Raw genomic sequence first — 17,923 nt, forward strand, 5'->3', positions numbered from 1 at the left:
CAAAAAACCACTTTCAACTACCTCGAAATAAAAAAAATATTAACTTTGCACGTTTAATTTCAGGAAAACACAAGGTAAAGATGGACATCGAACCTTTAAGAATAGATGTAGAAAAGGTTTTTGAAGATAAAAATCCGGGGCTGGCAAAACGCATACCGGCATTTATAATCAACTATCTGAAACGCATAATTCATCAGGAAGAAATCAATGAATTTCTGGCGAAAGACGGACACAAAACCGGCAAGGATTTTACAGAAGCCATACTGGGCTTACTGAACCTGAAAGTGAATGTTAAGGGTATAAATGAGATTCCGGTTCACGCAAGATACACTTTTGCCTCTAACCATCCACTCGGAGGATTAGATGGCATTGCGCTACTGGATCAGATTAAAGGAAGATTTGGTGATGTTAAAATTCTGGCCAACGACATCCTGATGAACATAAAAAATCTGGACCCTTTTTTCATCCCTGTAAATAAACATGGAGGACAGAACAAAGATTTTCTGGCAGCAATGAACGCAACATATGCAGGCAATGATCAGATTGCCGTGTTTCCTGCCGGACTCGTTTCAAGACGCTCAGGAGGGGTTATAAAAGATCTGGAGTGGAAAAAATCCTTTATTAATAAAACAGTTAAATATGAGCGTGATGTCGTTCCGGTTCATATCAGCGGAAGAATCTCAAACTTCTTTTATAATCTGGCAAACCTTCGAAAGTTATTAAGCGTTAAATCTAATATTGAAATGCTTTATTTGCCAAATGAAATGTTTAAATTTAAGAATAAAGAAATAACAATTACCTTCGGAAAACCGATCTCCTATAAAACTTTTACCAGGGACAAAAAAGCGGCAGAATGGGCTGCTGATGTAAAAGAAAAAGTTTACGAACTTGCTAAATAAGAATGATGGAAGAAATAATTGCAAAGGTTGACAGGGATTTAATCAAGAAGGAATTAAATGACAAGACCTATTTAAGGGAAACGAATAAGGGCGGAAATCAGATCTACGTCTTTACGCATCACAATTCTCCTAACATGATGCAGGAAGTCGGTCGGTTACGCGAGATATCCTTTCGCAACGCAGGAGGAGGAACCGGCAAAGCTGCTGACATTGACAAATATGATCTTCAGGAAAATCCATACAGACAACTTATTGTATGGGATCCTGAGGCTGAAGAAATACTTGGTGGCTATCGTTATATGCTGGGTGAAGACATACCCAGGGATAAAGACGGAAATGTATTAATCGCAACTGCAAGGCTTTTCAACTACTCCGAAAAATTCATTGCTGAATATTTGCCTTACACCATAGAACTGGGCCGTTCGTTCGTTCAACCGGATTATCAGACTTCGAAAGCCGGGGCCAAAGCCCTTTTTGCACTGGACAATCTATGGGACGGACTGGGTGCACTTTGTGTGGATCATCCGGAAATAAAATATTTTTTTGGAAAAGTTACGATGTATCCTCACTTTAACAGCGAGGCAAGAGATCTCATCCTTTCTTTCATGCAGAAGCATTTTCCTGATCCGGAGGATCTGATCAAACCATTCAAACCACTTCAGACTGAACTTACAGAAGATCAGACCGACAGCCTGTTCTCTTCCGGAAGTTACAAGGAAGATTACAAGATTCTGAATGCAGAAGTCCGCAAACGGGGCGTCAATATTCCACCACTGGTAAATGCGTATATGAATCTTTCACCAACGATGAAAACGTTTGGAACAGCCATAAATGATGTATTTGGGGACGTAGAGGAAACCGGCATCATGATTACGATTGCCGATATTTTTGATGATAAGAAAAAAAGATACATCGAAAGTTATATTCAGAATTCAGACTCCAAGGCCAATATAGAGTTCAAATGAAGGAATGCATCCTGATGCACTGCATTGAGATGCTACTTTGGGGACTTAGACTTTAGCATGCTAAGACTACGCTGCATGCCCACATAACCTGCACGCATCAATGGCGTTCCGGCAAAACAATCACGAAATTCCGATTCATTAAAGGCAGACCAGCGATCCACCGTAAGGTTCATGAGATCATTTCGTGGATTGAAATCAGGCTCCTTTGATGGACTGCTCTTTTTATTCCAGGGGCAAACATCCTGGCAAATATCACACCCAAAAATTCTGTTATGCAGACTATCTACCTCCCAAACTTCTTTATCTTTCTTTTCTATGGTAAGGTAAGACAAACATTTCTCAGAATTAATAACACCGGGTGAAACAATGGCATTCGTAGGGCATGCTTCTATACATTTCATACAACTACCGCAGGCCATGACAGCAGGCTTTCCATATTCAACTTCGGCATCAATTATCAACTCACCCATAACAAAAAATGATCCATAACGGGGATGGATAAGACAGCCATTTTTACCAATCCAACCCATGCCTGAAATTTCCCCAAGTGGTTTTTCCATAACAGGTGCTGAATCAACAAAAACCCTTCCTGAAACTGCATATTCGGTTTTCAGATGTTCCAAAACCCGTTTCAGTTTTTTCTTTAATACCTTGTGATAATCTCTCCCGTATGCATATTTTGCCACCTGCGGTATATCTTCAGGTTGTTTATGTTCAGGGAAGTAATTCATAATAGCCACAACCACCGTTCTGGCACCGGGAACAAGCTCTGCAGGATCAATGCGCTTATCCTTATAATTTTCCATAAACGACATTCCCGCATGGTAGTCATTTTCAAGCCATTTATTAAATGAAGGAATGTACTCATCCAGACTTCTTACACGAGCAAAGGTTACATCAGTAAACCCCTGATCAAGAATCATTGATCTTATTATTTTTGTCAGCTTGTCCGGACCGGTATCATTCATCGAAGAATTTCGTTTATCTTTTTCTCCAGCTCAATAGGATCATTGTATTTACCTACAATATCACCTTTTTTATTTATCAGGTAGGTTGTAGGAACCTCCTGTACGTTATACATCCATACTGCTCTAGAATCTGCGCCCTTAAAATCGCAAAGTGAAATCCAGTTGATATTATCCTCATCGAGTGCCACTTCCCATAAAACCTTACTCTTATCAAGTGAACACTGATAAATCTCAAGTCCTTTGTTTTTATATTTATTATATATGGTTTTCAAAATACGGTTATTGACCCGTGAAGTCTGATTGGTCGAAGCCCAGTAGTTCAGAATGATCGTTTTCCCCTTTAAGCTGCTAAGTTTTACTGTATCACCATTTACATCCGGCATTTCTATATCCGGCAGTCCCTGTTCAGCCTCCTGCAACATCTTGTCAAAACGCTCCTGTCGCTGTACACGAATTGCATCCTCAACCTTGGCATACAAAGCCTTTGTTCTGGGGGCATCAGGATAATAAATATTTAAAGAGGTAGCCAATGCACCAAAATACTTAAAATCATTCTTATCATAAGGGTTAAACAGCGCATATGTATTATCCAGTCTCTGGTAAAGAATATAATATCCAAAAAAAGACCGTGGATTCTCCATCACCATCTGTCCTGCCTCCTTTTTATAGGCATTTATTTCATCAATAATATTATTTACAATCTGTTCTTTTTCAGCAGGATCCTTTGTTTCATCCCAGGCCTTCCTGTAGTTTTTATACCCGACTCTCAATGCACGTAATTTCCGGTCCATTTCCAGTATCTTTTTGGTATCATTACTGCCACTTATTTCGGCCCTTTCTAACACATCGGGAAATTCTGAATTTACAGAAATATGTTCTGCTGAATCCGCCAGAATGGTTACGGTCTCCTTTTTACCAAACCGCAGGAAATAAAACTCCGGATATTCCGGTGGTGCAAGGGTAAATTTAAACTTACCGTTGTTTTTCAGCTTCAGGGAGTCAATTAACTCCATATTCTGTGCACCAAGCGTGCTCAGATACACATATTCATTACCTGCATTTGTTATCCTGCCATCGATGACCAGACCTTTTGGTTTTTTATTACAGGAAACAGCAATCAATATTACAATGAGAACATAAAGTGTCTTTTTCATTTTTGCACATTAAAGGATTAAGATCAGAACACAAAGATAATATGATTTAAATGACATTTTTCAATATCTACAATTGTTCTAAAAAACACGTAATTTAGTTTTAATCTAACATCTGATTCCCGATATTCATTTCATTTTTTAACTATATTTGCCCCTCAGTTTACTAAAAAGAACGAATACTAACCATTTTAAATCTTATTATTATGACAACACTCTTTTGGTTAATCCCTCTATCGGCCTTAATAGCTCTTGTTTTTGCATGGATATTTTTTAAATCCATGATGAAAAACTCAGAGGGAACACCCAGAATGAAGGAAATTGCTCAACATGTCAGAGAGGGAGCAATGGCCTATTTGAAGCGGCAATACAAAGTAGTTGGAATTGTCTTTATTATTCTTGTAGTTTTACTTGCCGTTATGGCATATTTCCAGGTTCAGAATCCATTTGTTCCCATCGCCTTCCTAACCGGTGGTATTTTCTCCGGCTTGTGTGGTTTTCTGGGAATGAAAACCGCAACTTATGCGTCAGCCAGAACCGCTCACGGAGCATCCCAGTCCTTAAATAAAGGTCTGAAAGTCGCTTTCAGAAGTGGTGCCGTAATGGGCCTTATTGTTGTCGGATTTGCATTACTTGACATTGCAGCCTGGTTTTGGTTTTTAAATACTGTTATATTCACTCCGGAACACATGCAGGCAGGTCTTCATTTTGCAGGTCTCACCTTTGTGCATCCCGGAACTTCTGAAACTCAGAAGTTAGTTGAAATTACAGCTACCATGTTAACATTCGGGATGGGTGCATCAACCCAGGCTTTATTTGCCCGTGTTGGCGGTGGTATATATACGAAAGCTGCCGATGTCGGCGCAGACCTTGTAGGTAAAGTGGAAGCTGGTATTCCTGAAGATGATCCAAGGAACCCTGCAACTATTGCAGATAACGTTGGTGATAATGTAGGTGATGTAGCGGGCATGGGAGCCGACCTTTACGAAAGTTATGCCGGATCAATTCTTGCAACTGCAGCGCTTGGAGCCGCTTTACCGGCAGTTGTCTTAAAAGATGCCGGCCTTGATCCTGTCAAGGCAGTTACTGCACCTATGTTTGTGGCCGCCATTGGGATCATTCTGTCTATAATTGGTATATTTCTTGTCCGGACCAAAGAATCCGCTACGCAGAAGAACCTTCTGAATGCCCTTTTACTGGGAACGGGAGGAAGTTCAGTATTAATCCTCTTAGCAATGGCCGGAATGGCAGTTGCAGGATGGATTACCTGGGGGGTATTCGGATCTGTAGTTATCGGACTGGCTGCCGGTGTAATCATTGGTCAGGCAACCGAGCATTACACATCAGATGAATACAAACCAACCAAAGGGATAGCCAAACAGGCACTTCAGGGACCAGCCACCACAATCATCGATGGCCTTGCAGTTGGTATGTACTCGACCTGGATCCCTGTAGTTACCATTGTTCTAGGGATTCTGGGTGCCTTTTACAGTGCCGGTGGAAACCTGCATTTCTCAATGGGTGTTTATGGAATCGGGTTTGCTGCAGTAGGTATGTTATCCACTTTGGGTATCACTCTGGCAACAGATGCATTTGGTCCGATTGCTGATAATGCCGGAGGTAATGCTGAAATGAGTGAATTACCGAAAGAAGTCAGGGAAAGAACCGATGCACTTGATATGCTTGGCAATACGACTGCTGCAACCGGAAAAGGTTTTGCCATCGGATCAGCTGCACTTACCGCTATGGCACTTATTTCTGCATATATGGAGGAAGTGAGATTATGGTTTGATAAAATCGCCAAGGCAGGTGAAGGATTTGTTAGCAAGGGGTCATATGTATTTTATCATGACGTAGCACCTGCTGTTGCCGACGGCATTAAAGCCGTAAGCATTTCCGGTGCTTCTGTAAAAGATCTCTCAGCCGCCTACGACATCACACTGTTCAATCCTCTTTTCCTGGGTGGAATATTTATAGGTTCCATGATGGCATTTCTTTTCAGTGCAATGACAATGAAAGCTGTTGGCCGCGCTGCCGGCTCAATGGTTGATGAAGTCCGCCGTCAGTTCCGTGAAATAAAAGGTATTCTTGAAGGTAAAGCAACTCCTGAATATGCAAAATGCGTGGAAATCTCAACCAAAGGAGCGCAAAAAGAGATGCTACTGCCTTCACTTGTTGCTATTATTGTTCCGGTAATTGTTGGTGCTGCAATGGGTGTGGCAGGTGTCATCGGACTACTGGCCGGTGGTCTTACTGCAGGTTTTACACTTGCTGTATTTATGAATAACGCTGGTGGTGCATGGGACAATGCCAAAAAGTTTATCGAAAAAGGTAATTATGGTGGAAAAGGTAGCGAAGCACACAAGGCAGGTGTTGTTGGTGACACCGTAGGTGATCCGTTTAAAGATACTGCGGGACCAAGTCTTAACATCCTCATCAAATTAATGACCATGGTATCTGTTGTAATGGCCGGCGTAACTGTCACTTTAAGCTTGTTGTAATCAGATTTAATTTTAAATATACAGAAGGAGGTTGTTCTTAAACGACCTCCTTTTTTATTCATCACACTGCAAAGTCACGTTTACAGAACAACTGAAAATAACAACCTGTAAAGTGAAAAGACTGGAAATCAATACAAGAAAAGCGCATAAAGGGTAAAATTACCTACCTGTAGCCGGAACATAATCTTTTCGGTATCTGACACATTTTTCATACTTTTGTTTCATCAGAACGCCTAATTATCAAAATGATGCAGAAACTAAAATTACTGTTGATAGGTTTGGTTTTGATACAATTGTCATTTGCAGAAAATACGGAAGTAAGCATCGTCCCCTTTACAATAAGTCAGAACGGACAGATAATAATTACGGCTTGCATTAATAACAAAAGTTTTCCTGCCAAATTCTACATTGAAACCAATGGCCAAAATCTACTCAGATCTGATCAGTCAGATCGGTTGCGCCTTGTTTATATCAATCCGGACAATGAAATTACTACCATTGATTCCGTCATGATTGGAACCACATTATTTAAAAACAGTGAATTCAGGATAGCCAGTAAACTTGAAAAAAGAGGCATCTACGCATTTCCCGATTCTATTCTGGGAACACTTGGGCCGGAAATTTTTGAAAACAGGATTCTCCAGATTGACTTTAAAGCGAAGGTTCTTAAAATTACGGATAAGGTAAAACTTTTACAAATTCCGGATAGTGCCTTCAAGATGAGTTTCAGGGACGACAGACAGACAACAGGCATCAATCTTGAATTACAAACAGAAGATTTCGGCACTCATGATGTTGCAGTTGATACACGATCACCATTAGGCATCCATTTATATTATTCAGATTTAAGCTCATCGCAAAAAAAGAAACACAAGGACGAATTCAGACATAGCGCGGTTAAACTTGATGGAATACATAACAAAACATTCGTCTTTTTCGAGCCTGAACCGATGAGCATAAACAAAACGATCCAAATCAATGGTCAGCCCGTCTGGCTGTCTGATTTTATCCCTAACAGTATTGGAAATGAATTTTTAAACCGGTTTAGAGTAACCATAGATTTCAGGGAACATATACTTTATCTTGAACCGGTCTCCATAAAAGGCAAACAGATGCTTACTCCTTTATAAAAAAGCACTTAAAAACACTGCATGATTTTAATACTTTTCTTTGATTATAAGAAAATATAGTTTACTTTTGCAGTCCGATTATCATCCGCTAAAAAGCAACTGTCTGTCATACAGACAAATAAACAATCGAACCAGCATTTTTAGATGCTTTTTGTGGTTCTTAAACATTAAAATTGAAATAAAGTGGATACATTAAGTTTTAAAACCGTTTCGGCAAATAAAGCGACTGCAAACAAAGAATGGATTGTTATTGATGCAACAGACGCTGTATTGGGCCGTTTATCATCAATGGTTGCCAAAATTTTACGTGGCAAACTAAAACCCAATTTCACACCTCATGTAGACTGTGGGGATAATGTGATTATTATTAACGCTGAAAAAATTGTTCTTACCGGAAACAAATGGGATCAGCGTCAGCACGTTAGCCATTCAGGTTATCCGGGAGGCCAGAAAATTCAGTCTCCAAAAGATGTTTTCGAAAAACAACCTGAGAAGCTGATTCAGCAGGCAGTAAAAGGGATGTTACCCAAAAACCGTCTGTCACGTGCAATTCTGAAGAATTTATATGTTTATACCGGTACTGAGCATCCACATGAAGCTCAGAAACCTAAATTAGTAGATTTAAAAACCCTTAAATAATTAGTATGGAAGTAATTAACGCTATTGGCAGACGTAAAGCAGCAATTGCCCGTATTTACGTAAAAGAGGGTTCTGGTAAAGTTACCATCAACAAGAAGGATCTTACTGAATTTTTTCCATCAGACATTTTACAGTACATTGTTAAGCAGCCTTTACAAACTATAGGGGTGAGTGACAAATATGATATTACTGCAAATCTTGATGGAGGAGGTTATAAAGGTCAGGCTGAAGCACTTCGCCTTGCCATTGCCCGTGCATTGGTAAAAATTGACGAAGAAAGCAAACCTGCGCTTAAAGCTGAAGGATTCCTTACACGTGATTCACGTGTGGTTGAACGTAAAAAACCGGGACGTCCAAAAGCCAGGAAGAGATTCCAGTTCTCTAAACGTTAATATTGCGTTTGTTATAGCAAGTCGTTTAGTATCTAAATTCTCGGGACTTTCGTCTGAAACTACCCGTGGATTGAGTTAAACAAAAGAAGGTAAACGTTAAAAATTTAAACATGCCAAGAACAAGTTTCGAACAATTATTAGATGCCGGATGTCATTTTGGCCACTTAAAAAGAAAGTGGAATCCGGCTATGGCTCCGTATATTTTCATGGAGCGTAATGGTATCCACATTATTGACCTGCACAAAACAGTTGCCAAAGTAGACGAGGCAGCGAATGCGTTAAAGCAGATTGCCAAATCAGGTCGTAAAATATTATTTGTAGCAACAAAAAAACAGGCTAAAGATATTATTGCAGATAAAGTTTCTGCCGTAAACATGCCGTATGTAACTGAACGTTGGGCTGGTGGTATGCTCACCAACTTCCCTACGATCCGTAAAGCAGTTAAAAAAATGACATCTATCGATAAGATGTCAACCGACGGAACGTTCGATACACTTTCAAAAAGGGAGAAATTACAGATCACACGTCAGCGGGCTAAACTGGATAAAATCCTGGGTAGCATAGCCGACATGACCCGTCTTCCAGCTGCTCTTTTTGTGGTGGATGTAATGAAAGAACATATCGCAGTAAAAGAAGCTATTCGTCTAGGAATTCCTGTTTTCGGTATTGTTGACACCAACTCTAATCCGTCAAACATTGACTTTGTTATTCCGGCAAACGATGATGCTTCAAAATCAATTGAGCTGATTATTGACATTATGTCTCAGGCTATAGCAGAGGGATTGCAGGAACGCAAAGCAGAACGTGAAGCCGAAGCATCCACAAGAAAGGAAAATAAGACTCCTGCTAAAGGCAAAAAAGCTGCAGCAAAAAAGGCTCAGCCTGTAGATGAGGATGATGAGGATGTTGAGGACAGTGACGATTCAGAAGAAGATAACGATTAAATAAAACTTAAATAAAATGGCTATCAAAGCATCAGATGTTAGCAAGCTTCGTCAAATGACCGGTGCCGGCATGATGGATTGTAAAAATGCATTAACCGAAGCTGACGGTAATTTTGACAAAGCTGTTGAAATAATACGTAAAAAAGGTCAGTTAGTAGCAAGTAAACGTGCAGATAAAGAAGCAAGTGAAGGTTGTGTTCTTTCGGGAACCAAAGGTAACTTTGCCGCTGTTGTAGCATTAAAGTGTGAAACAGACTTCGTTGCCAAAAACGACAACTTTGTCGCTTTTACTCAGAGTATTCTTGACGCTGCTCTTGAGAACAAACCAGCTGACGTTGAAGCACTCAAAGCTATCGAATTAAACGGATCAACAATTGGTGATCAAATCGTTGAACAGATTGGTATTATTGGTGAAAAACTGGAACTGGATTACTACGACACTGTTGAAGCAGAAACAGTGGTTTCATACATTCACCCTGGTAACAAACTGGCAACCATTGTTGGACTGAATATTGGTGGAACAGATGAGCAGGTAGCTAAAGATGTTGCAATGCAGGTTGCCGCCATGGCACCTATTGCTGTTAATCGTGATGGTGTTGATCAGGCAACTATTGAAAAAGAACTTGAAATAGGTCGTGAAAAAGCCCGTGAAGAAGGCAAGCCGGAACAGATTCTTGATAAAATTGCTGAGGGTCGTCTGAATAAATTCTTCCAGGAAAGCACGCTGTTGGAGCAGGCATTCATAAAAGAGTCAAAAATGAGTGTGAAAGCTTATCTGCAGAGTGTTAACAAAGACCTGACAGTTACTGATTTCAAACGTTATACATTGAACGTATAATATAACTCAAATTGTTTTATAGATAAGAGGTTCAATTATATTGGACCTCTTTTTTTTTAATAGAATACTATTTCACTGACCATCTCCTCACCAAACTTCTCGTTTATTGTGGCAATAAGATGCGATTTGGCCATAGACAATTCCTGACGGGCAGCAGCAGATGTCATTGTGACATATAAAGTTTTATTTTTAAAATAAACCTTGTTTGTATATTTGGCAAACATAGCCCCAACAATAACCGGCCATGCATCAATTACTTCCTGTTCATCAAACCTTTTATCCAATCGGTTCTCTTTTAAAAGATCCTTAATGATTGATTTTATATCCTGTGTATTGTTTTTCCTCATGCACTTTTTGTTTTACTGATTTCGCCGCCAGACTGCACATGGTATATAATATTTTCTTCCTGTATCTTACCCAGAATGGTTACCAGATGATCGCGGTTGGTATCTGTAATGAAAATCTGTCCGAACGTATCTCCTGAAACCAGCTTCACAATCGCTTCAACCCTGAAACTATCAAGCTTATCAAAAATATCATCCAACAGAAGAATTGGCGATATCTCATTGACTTTACGAATGAACTCAAACTGGGCAAATTTGAGTGAAATTAAAAATGTCTTCTGTTGTCCCTGTGATCCAATCTTCTTAATTGGATACCCGTCAATATAAGGAACTATATCATCTTTATGAATTCCTGCTGAAGTAAAACCAAGAATCAGATCCTTTTCAAAACTTTCCTCCAGTTGTTTAAGGTAATCAGGTTCGTGCATATTGGATTCGTACTCAATGTGCACCTTTTCCCTTCCAATGGAGATAATATCATGATAATTCTGAAATACCGGTATCAGTTTATCAATAAAATCCTTTCTTACCGTATAGATAATATCGCCAAACTGTACCAGTTGCTCATCAAGAATTTCTATTAAACTGCGATCGAAAGAACGGCGTTCCCTCAATTGTTTTAACAGGGCATTGCGCTGCTGCAACACCTTGTTATACTGAATAAGAGCAGTTAAATATTTACGGTCATACTGAGAAATTACCCCGTCAATGTAGCGTCTGCGTTCATCACTTCCCTCTGAAATAATTCTGCTGTCAGCCGGAGAAACCATCACAACCGGCAACAATCCAATGTGTTCCGATAATTTTTGATATTCCTTTTTGTTTCTTTTAACCTGCTTTTTTTGCTTCCGTTTAAGGCCACAGGAGATGTTTTCTTCCCTTCCCGATCTCTGATAAATACCCTGCAGCATAAAAAAGCCTTCATCATGCCGTATACTCAGGCTATCGGATGCATTAAAATAGCTTCTGCAAAACGATAAGTAATAAATCGCATCGATAAGATTTGTTTTTCCAACACCATTATCACCAATAAAACAGTTTATCTTGGAACAAAAATCCAGATCAGCCTGTGAGATATTTTTAAAATTTACGACAGAAAGATGTTCTAAATACATAAATGATTATTTGCAGATAACAAAGATAATATTTGAAGCATCGAATTGAGAAGAATATGCCGGATTTTTAAAACGCAACTCCGGCACCAAACAAGAGATGTCCTGCCAGTATAGGAGTACTGGCGTAACCCTCAACCACACCAATGTGTGCATAGCCAAAACTAATTTTGGCCTCTGCAGATACAAATAAATGCTCCCATATATAATACCGTTTCTGATATGCTAATTGTATGCTGGCGCCACGAATAAAATACCCGTTATTAAAAAGTCCCCCCTTCTCATCCAGTCTTTTCCCGTTTACTGTGGTTTCATCATGGGATATGACCGGGCCGGCCCCCAGTCGGAAAATACCAAAGTTACTTTTCCATATATGATTTAACCACAACTGATTATAACCATGTGATACCGAGAAATGAGATACCACTTCATTTGTATTGGTGAGGTAAATTTTAAGATGATTCATTTCCAGCTCCCAGCCACGAGAAGAACTGATATAGCCAAGCCTGTAAGAATAATATACGGGCATTTCCAAAGATCTGGTCTCATAATGTGCCGCAAAAGCAGCAACCTGATGTCCCCCCTGATATACGGTTAACGGCATTGGTAAAGTACCAGAAATACCCGGTAAAAACTCCAGAGTTATACGCTTCTGTGCTAAAATATCTTCTGCAGAAAAACTGCTTAAAACCAGTATTAAAAATGACACCAATTTTTTCATGGTTTTAAGTTAAGAAAAAATCGATTAGCGCGGGAATAATTAAATTCTAAAATTTTTTATTTCACCTAAATAATATACATTTGCGTACCGAAAAAAACAGCAATACAATGGCGAATAAACAGAATGTAAAAAACCAGCATCAGGGAGAGAATTTCGAAAACGTAGAACAGGCGTTGACGAAGTCAGAAGAATTTATTGAAAAAAACCAAAAACAATTAGTTATAGGGTTACTGGTAATTATAGCTATTGTTGCGGCGGTTATGGGTTATAACCGTTTTTATCTGCAGCCATTAGAGAAAGAAGCTCAGACCCAAATGTTTATCGGGGAACAGTATTTTGCTGCCGACTCTTTTAAACTGGCTTTGCAGGGAGATGGGAACTTCCTTGGATTCGAATCAATTTCTGATGAATACAGTGCGACAAAATCAGGTAGTCTAGCTGCTTATTATGCCGGAATATCTTATATGCATCTTGGAGATTTTCAATCTGCTATTGATTATCTGAACAAATTCGATGGCGGTGATGATTTAGTAACCCCTGTTGCGCTTGGTGCTAAAGGTGACTGTTATATGGAATTAGGTGAATATGCTGACGCCATCAGCAGTTATAAATCTGCAACAGATTACGACAACGAATTTACAACACCTATCTACCTTAAGAAATTGGGTATAGCGTATTATACGAACAATGAAAATGACAAAGCGATAGAAACATTCAAAACAATCAGGGAGAAATACAGCAATAGTGCTGAAGCCCGCGATGTTGAAAAGTATATTGCTTTAATTAAATAATTGGGAAAACAAAACTACAGACAATTAAGGCTGGCTTAAATAGCCAGCCTTAATTGTTTAAACATGACGCATTATGGCAACCAGTTTAAAAAATTTATCGGACTATGACCTTACATCAGTTCCGGATGCTTCTGAATACAAATTTGGCATTGTCGTTTCCGAATGGAATGAACAAATTACGGGAGCATTGAAAAAAGGTGCTTTTGATTCTCTGATTAAACATGGAGTTAAAGAAGAAAACATCCTGGTAAAATTTGTTCCGGGCAGTTTTGAATTAACTCATGGAGCTAAAGTTATGCTCGACAAAACAGATGTTGATGCCGTAATTTGTCTAGGTTGCGTTATTAAAGGTGATACGCCTCATTTTGACTATGTTTGTCAGGGTGTGACCCAGGGAATTACCCATTTAAATGTAAAATATAATGCTCCTGTAATTTTCGGAGTTCTGACAACCGATAATCTGCAGCAGGCTCTTGATCGTGCAGGTGGCATACATGGTAACAAAGGTGATGAAGGTGCTATTACTGCCATAAAGATGGTAGCCTTTTCAAAAAGTCTGGATCAGGATTGAATAAATTAGTGTACCTGAACAGATTGCTTTAATACCAGTAATGCTTCCGGGCCACAATTAAAAAGCAGATCCACAATGCTGAGATTTTGTACAAAACCATACTTTTCACCGAATACCTGATGGTATTCAATGGGCCTGAATTCAGGATCTTCTATGCTTTTTTTAGGATGAATGCTATCTCTGAAATCATTTTTAAGCAAATCCTGATAACTTTCTGAAAAAGAATAAGGAGCATCCAAACCGGTATTTTCCAGTACGATCCGGTTAAGTTCCTCATTGAAATCCAGTAAATAGGTGTATTTATGTTCATAAAACGGAGCAAAATCATCCGCATAGAACTCAAAAAAGGGCGTATTGTTATACGCTGCAATTAATGCTCTCCAGTGCTGCAGTTGCCACTTTCTGCTATTATCCAGCTGTACATCCTTCACAAGAGTATGGTTACCAAAAGGCCTGATCACGGGTATTGTAAGGTTTTCCGGCCCGTTACCAGTCATGATAACACACCTGTTTCTGTACGTTTGCTTAAGGTAAGTTTCAAATTTTTCGATTACAACCCTATGATTCAGAAATTTCGTGTAATACTGAACCGGACCAAGATAAGCTGTTGACAGAATTGCAGGTTGAACCATCACACTTTTCGATTAGTTTGACTAAAAATAATAATACATCACCATTAAGAAGCGGTTATTTATCGCATTATCCGTTACACTGTAAAGCCCGTTCGATGGTTTAAAACCATCAATACCGTATTGTGCCATAGTATGTTCAAATTCAAGAATGATACGCATATTTCGATAATTTCTGGCTACATGCCCTGAGAGTCTGTACATGCTTTGCACTTCAGGTTTAAGCCCCCAACTGTAAACCGGGTTTTCCGAAGTACCAGTATTCATCAGGGCCTTATCTGTTCCGAGGTTTAGAAAGTAACCCGCAAATCCACCTATCTGCCATGCTTTTCCATAAACCGCATTAATAAAATGAGATGATGATTTATAGTTTGCATAGGTGTAATCCCCTGTTATATCATCAATAGCACTAACGCCATATCCCCCGGGTATTAAAAGATAACTGGTATTTTCACCAATGATGGATTTGGCCTTTATTGTAAGCTCCCCGGTTTGAATCTGTCCATAAGCCATAAATACCGTTGATTGTTCTGTATGATCTGCAACATAATTATTGATGGTTGTGATTTGAGGATGAATGATTTTATAGCTTACCCCCACGCCCAGCGTACCAATGCCTTTGTTTAATTCAGCCCCGGCAAAAACCTCCGGCATCACTGCATTTCTGTGGTAATGATCCGTTTTTCCTTCCGGCCCGTAACTTAAATACTGAAACTCACTAATTCCGGCTGCAGATAAAGTTAAAGCCTTGTAAGTATAATCATAACGAATTTGAGGACTTCTGTTGAATGGCTGAAATGGTGCACCAGTATTCAATGATCCAACGGTGGGATAAATTTTACCGGCCCACAGGGGATGCCAGGTCTGACCAACGGTCAGAACCGAATTTTCCCAGTTGAATTTTATGTTAGCCTGACGCAACCTTACAATACCAGTGATGGAGGAAGGTTTACCTGCAAAATCTCCTTCCACATTGGCAAGCGTTTTGGCTCCCAGTAATTCTGGACCGTAAGCTTTCATTCCCACGCGTGTACCCATCAACACCAAATCAGCTGATTGCTGTGAATTTATCTGTTCTCCCTGTGCATCTTTCCCTGCATACAATGGGAAAAGATAAAACTGATCGGAAGCACTGTTTAACCCTTTATAGGAATCTGTAAAAAGATCTGCTCTGACGAAACCATAAAATTCAATTTTACTGTCCTTTTTTTCCTGCGTAAATCCAATAGTTGTTGTCGCAATAAACAACACAAACACAACTATAACTTCTTTAATCTTTACCATTTATATATTTTAGATTTTGAGGGCACAAAGGTGATAAAATATCTGCACTAATTAAAACAAAAAGAACTCCAAATACCTGATAACAGATAATTTGGAGTTCTTCTGTATAGTTCATATAACTATACTATGTGTTAACTCTCAATCCATTTTTTAAGTGTTCTGATGGCTTTTTTCTTTTTACAGTAAGGGAGATTATTTATACGTGCCCTATGACTTCCATGCCTCTTGTAAATAACGAGCTGATCCTTTCTGTCTCCTTTTACATATGCCGGTGCGGACCATGGATCCCAAGCTCCATATATGAACAGCATTTTATCACCATCTTTCTGTACCTTTTTATTCGCCCATTCCATTGTTTTCAACCATCGCGGTTGATAGATATCTTTTAAAAAATAATCTAACAAATAGTTATGTGCATCTTTCATCACCAGATACTGTTTAAACGGTCTGGTGTCATATCCGTAATACCCTAGCTCATGAGCTGCCTGTACAAAGAAAGAGACATACTTCTCAGAGCCTTCGATTGAAAAATAATCAGGAGAACTGACCTCTACAAAATTCTTAAAGATGACAGAGTCCGGGGCATCTGTTGATGGAATCGCCTTAACAGGTTTACCCCACTGCCAAAATGCAAATGAATATTCCAGTACGCATAAATCATATACCGTATCCAGATTTGCTTTGAAGGTATAATTTTTATCCTTAACAAATTTCTCAAACATACCCATTAACCTGTCACGCCTTTTTAAGACTTCAAGTTGAAAATCACGAATTGTTTTACGGTCCTTTGAAGAACCAATTCTGTTTGCAATAAACGGTTCATGCCTTCCGTCTTCAACACCAAAATTTACGGGTGCCACATAAGGGACTGTAACATCAACATCATCGGGATAATAAGCTTTATATAAAATAGCTGTCTGTCCACCCTTACTGATACCTGTTGCAATCCATTTTCCGGTATAAATCGTTTTGAACATCCGGTTCACGGCATGATGATCTGCTGCAGCATTTTTGGTAGTCAGATATTTCCAGTTGAGCGGATCGGGGGTTGAACTTTCAAAATAACGGTGCTCGATACACAATTGATTTGCATCAAGAATATCACACAATTCATTTTTGTAGGATTTTCTAAGTGCATATGAAGCACTGTAACCTTCGGTAATCATTACCATAGGATTTGTGTATCCACGATGACAAAGGATGACGCGTTGATTGAAAAAACCTTTTGTGCTATCTTCGTGATCTACGGGTTGCTTTACCTGAACCATGTATTTCTCGGAGAAAAAAGGTATGACATCCAATTCCTCAACGCTGGTCACATTAGGTAACTTTTCAATTTTTTCAGATAATTCAGAAGCTGAAATCTGTAGAAAAAAGGCTAATAATAAAGCCAGTAAAAGAATTTGTCGTTTCATTTGCATGTTGTTTGTCTGATAGAAGTACAAATATAACCAATAACAGAACAAATCTTTCGCATGAGTATTGGGAATTTCAGGCAAGCAGGAAACTGAAACTATATTTCAGCAGCATCCGGCTTAAAAATTAATTGCAACTGTTATAACTGCCATCCCGATGCCAGCAGGGTCGGGACAGTATCACCGGTGCTACCTGGCCCGATGGTATTCCGCGATAATATAATCCATGTTTAAAATCCTAATTACTAATCACAGGCTAAGGGTATGCCACAGGGCTTAATGCAATACACTGCTTTGGCACTTTTAGTGTAGCCTTAAAATTATGGGCATAAAAAAAGCCTCCCCGATTACTCCGGAAGGCTTTTCTTTAAAATGGCGGCGACCTACTTTCCCACAATACGCAGTATCATCGGCGCTATTGGGCTTAACTTCTCTGTTCGGAATGGGAAGAGGTGGAACCCCAACGCTATAACCACCTTAAGATTTTATTGAGTTGTAAGTAATAAGTGATAAGTAATAAGTTATAAGTAGTAAGTGATAAGTAGTAAGTGATAAGTAGTAAACATTACATCTTATCTCTTTTGTCTTATATCTTATGTCTTGTATCTTACAACAAAAACATATCTTCA

At 39.2% G+C, this 17,923-nt stretch carries 18 protein-coding genes and 1 rRNA gene; 10 read left to right on the plus strand and 9 right to left on the minus strand.

Annotated features, from left to right (window positions below):
* The first annotated feature begins 80 nt into the window (after positions 1 to 80).
* Positions 81 to 899 (plus strand): lyso-glycine lipid O-acyltransferase GlsA, encoded by an 819-nt coding sequence (locus tag ACE1EF_RS14430; RefSeq protein WP_375721384.1) that lies wholly within the window; start codon positions 81 to 83, stop codon positions 897 to 899.
* 2 nt (positions 900 to 901) lie between these two features.
* Positions 902 to 1,864, plus strand: a complete 963-nt coding sequence (locus ACE1EF_RS14435) for a glycine N(alpha)-acyltransferase GlsB (RefSeq protein ID WP_375721385.1) — start codon at positions 902 to 904, stop codon at positions 1,862 to 1,864.
* Positions 1,865 to 1,896: 32 nt separating this feature from the next.
* Here ACE1EF_RS14435 and queG read toward each other — a convergent pair whose 3' ends face one another.
* Both queG and ACE1EF_RS14445 read right to left on the minus strand, forming a co-directional pair.
* Positions 1,897 to 2,832, minus strand: coding sequence for a tRNA epoxyqueuosine(34) reductase QueG (queG, locus tag ACE1EF_RS14440; protein WP_375721386.1), 936 nt, complete (start codon positions 2,830 to 2,832; stop codon positions 1,897 to 1,899).
* Complete coding sequence (locus ACE1EF_RS14445; protein WP_375721387.1) at positions 2,829 to 3,986, minus strand: redoxin domain-containing protein; 1,158 nt, start codon at positions 3,984 to 3,986, stop codon at positions 2,829 to 2,831. Before ACE1EF_RS14445 ends, queG begins: the two co-directional genes overlap by 4 nt.
* Positions 3,987 to 4,189: 203 nt before the next feature.
* On the opposite strand from ACE1EF_RS14445, the gene ACE1EF_RS14450 reads away from it, so the two are divergent.
* The 6 genes from ACE1EF_RS14450 to tsf all read left to right on the plus strand — a co-directional run bounded on the left by ACE1EF_RS14450 (position 4,190) and on the right by tsf (position 10,427).
* A complete protein-coding gene (locus ACE1EF_RS14450; RefSeq protein ID WP_375721388.1) occupies positions 4,190 to 6,484 on the plus strand; it encodes a sodium-translocating pyrophosphatase in 2,295 nt (764 codons plus the stop codon).
* A gap of 245 nt (positions 6,485 to 6,729) precedes the next feature.
* The gene (locus ACE1EF_RS14455; protein ID WP_375721389.1) at positions 6,730 to 7,614 is read left to right on the plus strand and encodes a hypothetical protein; all 885 of its coding nucleotides are present in this window, start codon (positions 6,730 to 6,732) and stop codon (positions 7,612 to 7,614) included.
* 183 nt (positions 7,615 to 7,797) lie between these two features.
* Complete coding sequence (gene rplM, locus ACE1EF_RS14460) at positions 7,798 to 8,253, plus strand: 50S ribosomal protein L13 (protein WP_375721390.1); 456 nt, start codon at positions 7,798 to 7,800, stop codon at positions 8,251 to 8,253.
* 5 nt (positions 8,254 to 8,258) lie between these two features.
* Positions 8,259 to 8,645, plus strand: coding sequence for a 30S ribosomal protein S9 (gene rpsI / locus ACE1EF_RS14465; protein ID WP_375721391.1), 387 nt, complete (start codon positions 8,259 to 8,261; stop codon positions 8,643 to 8,645).
* Between the two features lie 110 nt (positions 8,646 to 8,755).
* Positions 8,756 to 9,589: a 30S ribosomal protein S2 gene (rpsB, locus tag ACE1EF_RS14470; RefSeq protein ID WP_375721392.1), complete on the plus strand. Its 834-nt coding sequence runs from the start codon at positions 8,756 to 8,758 to the stop codon at positions 9,587 to 9,589.
* A 16-nt stretch (positions 9,590 to 9,605) separates the two neighbouring features.
* Positions 9,606 to 10,427 (plus strand): translation elongation factor Ts, encoded by an 822-nt coding sequence (gene tsf, locus ACE1EF_RS14475; protein ID WP_375721393.1) that lies wholly within the window; start codon positions 9,606 to 9,608, stop codon positions 10,425 to 10,427.
* 56 nt (positions 10,428 to 10,483) lie between these two features.
* On the opposite strand, the gene ACE1EF_RS14480 is transcribed toward tsf, so the two are convergent.
* From ACE1EF_RS14480 to ACE1EF_RS14490, 3 genes are all read right to left on the minus strand, one after another.
* Positions 10,484 to 10,774: a DciA family protein gene (locus ACE1EF_RS14480; RefSeq protein WP_375721394.1), complete on the minus strand. Its 291-nt coding sequence runs from the start codon at positions 10,772 to 10,774 to the stop codon at positions 10,484 to 10,486.
* Positions 10,771 to 11,886: a DNA replication/repair protein RecF gene (gene recF / locus ACE1EF_RS14485; RefSeq protein ID WP_375721395.1), complete on the minus strand. Its 1,116-nt coding sequence runs from the start codon at positions 11,884 to 11,886 to the stop codon at positions 10,771 to 10,773. Before recF ends, ACE1EF_RS14480 begins: the two co-directional genes overlap by 4 nt.
* A 67-nt stretch (positions 11,887 to 11,953) precedes the next feature.
* Positions 11,954 to 12,604 carry a hypothetical protein gene (locus ACE1EF_RS14490; RefSeq protein WP_375721396.1) on the minus strand — a complete coding sequence of 217 codons (651 nt, stop codon included), beginning with the start codon at positions 12,602 to 12,604 and terminating at the stop codon, positions 11,954 to 11,956.
* A gap of 107 nt (positions 12,605 to 12,711) precedes the next feature.
* On the opposite strand from ACE1EF_RS14490, the gene ACE1EF_RS14495 reads away from it, so the two are divergent.
* Both ACE1EF_RS14495 and ribH read left to right on the plus strand, forming a co-directional pair.
* Entirely contained in the window at positions 12,712 to 13,395 is a 684-nt protein-coding gene (locus ACE1EF_RS14495) for a tetratricopeptide repeat protein (protein WP_375721397.1), read from the plus strand.
* Between the two features lie 73 nt (positions 13,396 to 13,468).
* A complete protein-coding gene (gene ribH / locus ACE1EF_RS14500) occupies positions 13,469 to 13,966 on the plus strand; it encodes a 6,7-dimethyl-8-ribityllumazine synthase (RefSeq protein ID WP_375721398.1) in 498 nt (165 codons plus the stop codon).
* Positions 13,967 to 13,971: 5 nt separating this feature from the next.
* On the opposite strand, the gene ACE1EF_RS14505 is transcribed toward ribH, so the two are convergent.
* From ACE1EF_RS14505 to rrf, 4 genes are all read right to left on the minus strand, one after another.
* Positions 13,972 to 14,598 carry a WbqC family protein gene (locus ACE1EF_RS14505; RefSeq protein WP_375721399.1) on the minus strand — a complete coding sequence of 209 codons (627 nt, stop codon included), beginning with the start codon at positions 14,596 to 14,598 and terminating at the stop codon, positions 13,972 to 13,974.
* Between the two features lie 21 nt (positions 14,599 to 14,619).
* Entirely contained in the window at positions 14,620 to 15,879 is a 1,260-nt protein-coding gene (locus tag ACE1EF_RS14510; RefSeq protein WP_375721400.1) for a hypothetical protein, read from the minus strand.
* A 131-nt stretch (positions 15,880 to 16,010) separates the two neighbouring features.
* Complete coding sequence (locus ACE1EF_RS14515; protein WP_375721401.1) at positions 16,011 to 17,294, minus strand: S28 family serine protease; 1,284 nt, start codon at positions 17,292 to 17,294, stop codon at positions 16,011 to 16,013.
* 370 nt (positions 17,295 to 17,664) lie between these two features.
* A 5S ribosomal RNA gene (gene rrf / locus ACE1EF_RS14520) occupies positions 17,665 to 17,774 on the minus strand.
* Positions 17,775 to 17,923 lie beyond the last annotated feature (149 nt).

This window comes from Quyinboa sediminis (genome assembly GCF_042219855.1).
Lineage (GTDB): Bacteria > Bacteroidota > Bacteroidia > Bacteroidales > UBA5342 > JBHJHP01.

Bases quoted from the DNA above. Each gene is read 5' to 3' on its own strand.
- ACE1EF_RS14430 (WP_375721384.1), top strand. From the start codon at position 81: ATGGACATCGAACCTTTAAGAATAGATGTAGAAAAGGTTTTTGAAGAT.
- ACE1EF_RS14435 (WP_375721385.1), top strand. From the start codon at position 902: ATGATGGAAGAAATAATTGCAAAGGTTGACAGGGATTTAATCAAGAAG.
- queG (WP_375721386.1), bottom strand. From the start codon at position 2,832: ATGAATGATACCGGTCCGGACAAGCTGACAAAAATAATAAGATCAATG.
- ACE1EF_RS14445 (WP_375721387.1), bottom strand. From the start codon at position 3,986: ATGAAAAAGACACTTTATGTTCTCATTGTAATATTGATTGCTGTTTCC.
- ACE1EF_RS14450 (WP_375721388.1), top strand. From the start codon at position 4,190: ATGACAACACTCTTTTGGTTAATCCCTCTATCGGCCTTAATAGCTCTT.
- ACE1EF_RS14455 (WP_375721389.1), top strand. From the start codon at position 6,730: ATGATGCAGAAACTAAAATTACTGTTGATAGGTTTGGTTTTGATACAA.
- rpsI (WP_375721391.1), top strand. From the start codon at position 8,259: ATGGAAGTAATTAACGCTATTGGCAGACGTAAAGCAGCAATTGCCCGT.
- rpsB (WP_375721392.1), top strand. From the start codon at position 8,756: ATGCCAAGAACAAGTTTCGAACAATTATTAGATGCCGGATGTCATTTT.
- tsf (WP_375721393.1), top strand. From the start codon at position 9,606: ATGGCTATCAAAGCATCAGATGTTAGCAAGCTTCGTCAAATGACCGGT.
- ACE1EF_RS14480 (WP_375721394.1), bottom strand. From the start codon at position 10,774: ATGAGGAAAAACAATACACAGGATATAAAATCAATCATTAAGGATCTT.
- recF (WP_375721395.1), bottom strand. From the start codon at position 11,886: ATGTATTTAGAACATCTTTCTGTCGTAAATTTTAAAAATATCTCACAG.
- ACE1EF_RS14490 (WP_375721396.1), bottom strand. From the start codon at position 12,604: ATGAAAAAATTGGTGTCATTTTTAATACTGGTTTTAAGCAGTTTTTCT.
- ACE1EF_RS14495 (WP_375721397.1), top strand. From the start codon at position 12,712: ATGGCGAATAAACAGAATGTAAAAAACCAGCATCAGGGAGAGAATTTC.
- ribH (WP_375721398.1), top strand. From the start codon at position 13,469: ATGGCAACCAGTTTAAAAAATTTATCGGACTATGACCTTACATCAGTT.
- ACE1EF_RS14505 (WP_375721399.1), bottom strand. From the start codon at position 14,598: ATGGTTCAACCTGCAATTCTGTCAACAGCTTATCTTGGTCCGGTTCAG.
- ACE1EF_RS14510 (WP_375721400.1), bottom strand. From the start codon at position 15,879: ATGGTAAAGATTAAAGAAGTTATAGTTGTGTTTGTGTTGTTTATTGCG.
- ACE1EF_RS14515 (WP_375721401.1), bottom strand. From the start codon at position 17,294: ATGAAACGACAAATTCTTTTACTGGCTTTATTATTAGCCTTTTTTCTA.